The organism is Sulfuricurvum sp. RIFOXYD12_FULL_44_77 (assembly GCF_001830725.1).
GTDB classification, from domain to species: Bacteria; Campylobacterota; Campylobacteria; order Campylobacterales; family Sulfurimonadaceae; genus Sulfuricurvum; species Sulfuricurvum kujiense_A.
This window is the reverse complement of sequence record NZ_MIBU01000252.1, coordinates 1-5,094: the sequence shown is the minus strand read 5'-3', so window position 1 is coordinate 5,094 and position 5,094 is coordinate 1. Positions and strand designations below refer to the sequence as shown.

Genomic DNA, 5,094 nt, shown 5'->3' with positions numbered 1-5,094 from the left:
TTCACCTAAACCGCACTACAATTCGTCTATGCAACTTTTTTATATGTATCGGCACTATATTGTTACCTTTTTCCTCTTTCTCCTGATCACGGGAATTTCCTTGGTATTTCGCCAGGAGCTTGAGATGACCAATATCATTTTGATCCATCTTTTGCCGGTTATCGTTATCGCTTTACGCGGAGAATGGATTGCGACGTTCATCACAACAACCGCCTCTATTGCACTTTTGGCCCTCTACGCTCCACCGACACTTAGTTTCATCGTCCATGAGATGATCTATATTTGGAGCTTCATTATCTTTTATATCGTGGGCTATACCATTACCTTTCAAGCGCGTAAAATCCATGCCAACAGTGTCAAAGAGATCCTCTACAACACCCTCTCGCATGATTTAAAAACACCTCTCTCTTCGATCATGGGAAATGCTACCTTCGTGGTTGAAACCCACCCCCTTGATCCTGCATTACGCTATCAAGCCCTTGCTCAGATTATCGAATCGAGCCGTCAAATGAACCGTCTTATTAACAGTCTTCTCGACAGTGCCCGTCTCAAAAATCCGCAAACACCGCTTAAAAATGGGTGGTGTGATATGGAAGATCTCCTCACCGTCGCTTTGCGCGAATTTCGCAGAGATGTCTTGCATGAGCGAATTGATTACTATGTCAGCTCTGAGCTTCCCCTCTTTTACGGTGACAGCGGACTTTTGATGCGCCTTTTTGTTAATCTGATTGACAATGCACTGAAATACTCGGATGAAGAAAAGCCGATTAAAATTTCTATCACGACAACTCCTAATGCATTTCATATCTCCTTCTCCAACGAATGTCCTCCACTTGAACCTACAGAACTGGCTAATCTCTTTGAGAAGTTTTACCGTGCCGGAAACACGGCAGATATATCGGGCAGCGGTTTCGGATTGTCAATCTGCCGTGATATCACACGGGCACATCACGGTACTATTCGAGCGTACAACGATGATCACGGAATCCGTATCGAAGTGACCCTCCCTATTTTAAAACGCCCCGCATCTCTAAAAATGGATACTCTATGAAACCCCATCAATTAATTTTAATCGTCGAAGATGATGAGGCAATCAGCCGACTGCTCCAACTCTCTTTTAAACAGCTCGGTCATAAAACGCTACTTGCCAAAGATCGTCAAAATGCGTTGCGAGAGATCCAAACGCGCAATCCTGATATTATATTGCTCGATCTAGGACTACCGGATGGGGACGGCAAAGAACTCATAAAAACGGTTCGCGCCCTACTCTCTATTCCTATTATCGTTGTTTCTGCCCGTAGTGATGAAGAAGAGATTATTGCCGCACTCGATGCAGGTGCCGATGATTATGTGACCAAACCGTTTTCAACGAATGAGCTCCTCGCACGGGTTCGCTCGACACAAAGACGATTTATGATGCATCACTCTTCCGATTCGCTCATCACATGCAATGACATTACGATCGATGTCGAAAATTTTTCCGCCTTAAAAGGGGATCAACCGCTAAAATTAACACCCACCGAATTTAATTTACTCAAATATTTTGTCCTCCACCGTAATCAAGTTTTAACCCATGGAAAAATTCTAAAAGAGGTGTGGGGAATCGCCTATGAGTATGAAATGCAGTACCTCCGAACCTACGTTAATGCCCTGAGAAAGAAAATAGAAACCAATACAACATCACCGCTTTACATTCAGACCGAACTTGGAATCGGATACCGTTTTATCTGCACTACTCCAAATTAAATAGCGCATTAAATACAGTAAAATAGTTTGGATTATTGGCTTTTTCAAATTTTGCTATTATAATGGCTAAAAAACAGGGGTACATTTCATGAATATCGCGGCAAATATCACTGAACTCATCGGCAATACTCCGCTCGTACGGCTCAACGGCCTCTCAACTGCGAGCGGAGCTACTATTTTGGGAAAATGCGAATTTATGAATCCTACCAGTTCCGTTAAAGACCGTATCGGGTTTAATATGATTCAAAGTGCTATGAAAGAGGGGAAAATCAATTCTGAAACCCTTATTATCGAACCCACCAGTGGAAATACGGGGATAGCTTTGGCCTCAATCTGCGCTGCATTAGGACTTAATCTCACCCTTACAATGCCCGAGTCGATGTCGATCGAGCGACGCAACCTTCTCAAAGCTCTCGGAGCTAACCTCGTCCTCACCCCTGCCGCATCAGGGATGAAAGGGGCTATTGATGAAGCCAACACATTGGTCGCTTCCAATCCTAACGCACTCGTTTTGCAGCAATTCGCCAATCCAGCTAACCCCGAAATCCACCGCATTACGACGGCACAAGAAATTCTCCGCGATACCGATGGAGCTGTTGATATTTTTATTGCCGCCGTCGGAACGGGAGGAACACTTACCGGAACCGGAGAGGCACTTCGAGCCGTATTACCGAATGTCCAAATTATTGCGGTGGAGCCCAAAGACTCTGCCATCCTCTCAGGGGGAAAACCGGGACCTCATAAGATTCAGGGGATCGGTGCCGGATTCATCCCCGATGTTCTGAACACAACCCTTTACAATGAAATCATTACAATCAGTAATGAAGAGGCCATTGCCGCATCCAAAGCACTCGCTAAAACCGAAGGGCTTCTCGTCGGTATCTCTGCAGGAGCCAACGTTCACGCCGCAGCACTTGTTGCGGCACGCCCTGAGAACAAAGGGAAAACCATCGTCACCATTTTATGCGATACGGCGGAACGCTACCTCAGTACCCCATTATTCGAAGCGTAAATGCTTTTAGAAACCATTCGTTGCGAAGGGGGAGAAGCTCTACACCTCCCCTATCATCAAAAACGACTGAATAAATCGTCTCACTTGCTCGGTATTCATCAACAGTATGATTTACAAACGTTAATAGTCCCTCCTGACAACGAACTCTACCGATGCCGCTTTCTCTATGATACAAACGGGTACACCATCGAGTATCACCCCTATACTCCCAAAAAAATGAGTTCACTTAAGCTGCTTACTTGTGATACGCTCGAATATCCCCTTAAATACTCAGAGCGCGAACAACTCACTACCTTATTTGAACAGCGAAAAGATTGTGATGATGTTCTAATTGTTAAAAATAATCATCTAACTGATACCACCATCGCCAACATTGCCCTCTTCATAGAAGGAAAATGGCTCACTCCCGAATCTCCTCTATTGGAGGGGACAACACGAGAGCGTTTACTCGATGAGAAATTTCTTGCACTCGCCCCTCTGACACGCAATGATATTGCTCGAGCTAGCAAGGTCGCCCTTATGAATGCGATGGTAGGGTTCATTGAAGTCGAAAATGGTATAATTATCTAATTTTATACAACACAGGTCTGCCGTTATGTTATTCGATATTATTAAAAGCTCTTCATTTTCTCGCTTGATGGAAAATCATCTTCGGGATATGCTTATTTACCTGTTCGAAAACGACCAGAATTTCGGCATTTTATGTAAAATCGACCACGTTACCTTTGATCCCCCTCTCCCAAAACATCTTAACGATGAATTTCGGGCAATGACACTCTTTTTTCTAGCGGGTTATACGTTTGAAAGTGCACGAATCGATAACGATACTTTGATATTTGAAGCAGGATTCGGCCACGAAAACATAGGGAGCTTTGTCTCGGTTCCGCTACTATCGATCGTTCAAATTATTATCGATGATACACCGGCGTTTGTGAACTTGGCATTGCCGCAGGAACAACACCCTATTATCAATATTGAAAAGCATGAAGGGGTTCAAAATTCGATGAGCGCTCTGCTCGCGAATCCCGAAAATCAGAAGTTTTTGAAGAAAAAGTAAAGGGTGAAGTTTATAACTTCAACCCTAATAAATAAGTAACGACGTTGTCGATAAACGCATCGTGTTTACGCTCTTTGCTGTAAACGATGTAAAACTTGCGTTTGATTTTGAAATTTTTAATCCGTGCTTCAAACAATTTCCCCTCTTCCACTTCATCACTGATAACGTGACGAGAGATAACCGATACGACAGGGCGAACCGCATCTTTAGGAGAACGCATCAACGTCTCTTTGATCGCGGTTGAGCTGGCAACGACACCGATAACGCTAAAGCTTGAACACTCAACACCGATCTCTTCAAACACTTCTGAAGTAAGACGACGGGTATGGGAGTTCTCATCACGGCAAATCCAGTCGAATTTATACAAATCTTCTTTACGAAGCTGTTTCGGAATCGGTTGGTTGGAGAATACGACCAATTCATCCTCTTCCCACTCGCGGTAGATCAACCCGTCTTTAAATACCGGTGATTCGATAAGGGCAATATCAATCTTTTTATCCAGCAACTGATCAATAATATCTTCCGAAAATGCAACGCGGATATGAACCTCATTATTGATTTTCTCTTTGAGCTGACCGATATAGGAAGGGAGTACATAGTTCCCGATCGCGTACGATGCACCGACGATGAACGTAAACTCTTTACTGATAATTTTAAGAAGCTCTTTTTCGCTGGACTGAATCGCTTTTTCTAACTTAGTCGCGATGCGGAAAAGATCTTCCCCCTCTTTCGTGAGTTTGATCCCGTTCTTTTTGCGTTCAACAACACGAGTATCGAGATAGTCCTCGATAAATTTGATCTGCTGTGTTACCGCAGGTTGAGAAATACCGAGTTTTGCCGATGCTTTGGAAAAACTTTTTTCCCGAACCACCGTTAAAAACGTCATAAGTTTGGCAAAATCTTTTAACATAATAATTCCTATAAGCTGAATGAATAGCAGTATTATAACTCATTATTATAACCAATGCAAGAGTTTCGGTATAACGTTTACCGCCCAAACCCTCAAGGAATTTAAAAAATAGAAAAGTTGGGCTATAATAATTTAACTATTAATACAAACAGGGCAATAACGGTATGGATCAAATTCTCTCAAACCTCAATGAAGCACAGCGCAGTGCAGTCGAACGGATCGACGGCCCTTTGCTCATTTTAGCAGGTGCGGGAAGCGGAAAAACCAAAACTATTACCACTCGTCTTGCTTATCTTCTCGATCATGTTGGGATACCCGCAGGCAATACTCTCACCCTCACCTTTACCAACAAAGCGGCTAAAGAGATGC

General features: G+C 43.4%; 7 protein-coding genes. 6 read left to right on the top strand and 1 reads right to left on the bottom strand.

Translation table 11 applies throughout. The features are described from left to right. The 5 genes from A2517_RS08950 to A2517_RS08930 all read left to right on the top strand — a co-directional run. A partial coding sequence (locus tag A2517_RS08950; RefSeq protein ID WP_294896229.1) for an ATP-binding protein occupies positions 1 to 1,051 on the top strand: 1,051 nt, incomplete at its 5' end. Beyond that, positions 1,048 to 1,746, top strand: coding sequence for a response regulator transcription factor (locus A2517_RS08945; RefSeq protein ID WP_294896227.1), 699 nt, complete (start codon positions 1,048 to 1,050; stop codon positions 1,744 to 1,746). The genes A2517_RS08950 and A2517_RS08945, both read left to right, overlap by 4 nt. An 88-nt stretch (positions 1,747 to 1,834) precedes the next feature. Beyond that, complete coding sequence (cysK, locus tag A2517_RS08940; protein ID WP_294896225.1) at positions 1,835 to 2,758, top strand: cysteine synthase A; 924 nt, start codon at positions 1,835 to 1,837, stop codon at positions 2,756 to 2,758. Then, positions 2,759 to 3,328, top strand: a complete 570-nt coding sequence (locus A2517_RS08935; RefSeq protein WP_294896222.1) for an aminotransferase class IV — start codon at positions 2,759 to 2,761, stop codon at positions 3,326 to 3,328. A gap of 25 nt (positions 3,329 to 3,353) precedes the next feature. Next, positions 3,354 to 3,815, top strand: coding sequence for a hypothetical protein (locus A2517_RS08930; protein ID WP_294896220.1), 462 nt, complete (start codon positions 3,354 to 3,356; stop codon positions 3,813 to 3,815). 10 nt (positions 3,816 to 3,825) lie between these two features. Here the strand turns inward: A2517_RS08930 and A2517_RS08925 are convergent, their stop codons facing one another. Further along, positions 3,826 to 4,725 (bottom strand): LysR family transcriptional regulator, encoded by a 900-nt coding sequence (locus A2517_RS08925; RefSeq protein WP_294896218.1) that lies wholly within the window; start codon positions 4,723 to 4,725, stop codon positions 3,826 to 3,828. Positions 4,726 to 4,889: 164 nt separating this feature from the next. Here A2517_RS08925 and A2517_RS08920 point away from each other — a divergent pair. Next, positions 4,890 to 5,094 (top strand): UvrD-helicase domain-containing protein (locus A2517_RS08920; RefSeq protein ID WP_294896216.1); only part of this gene is annotated, 205 nt, incomplete at its 3' end.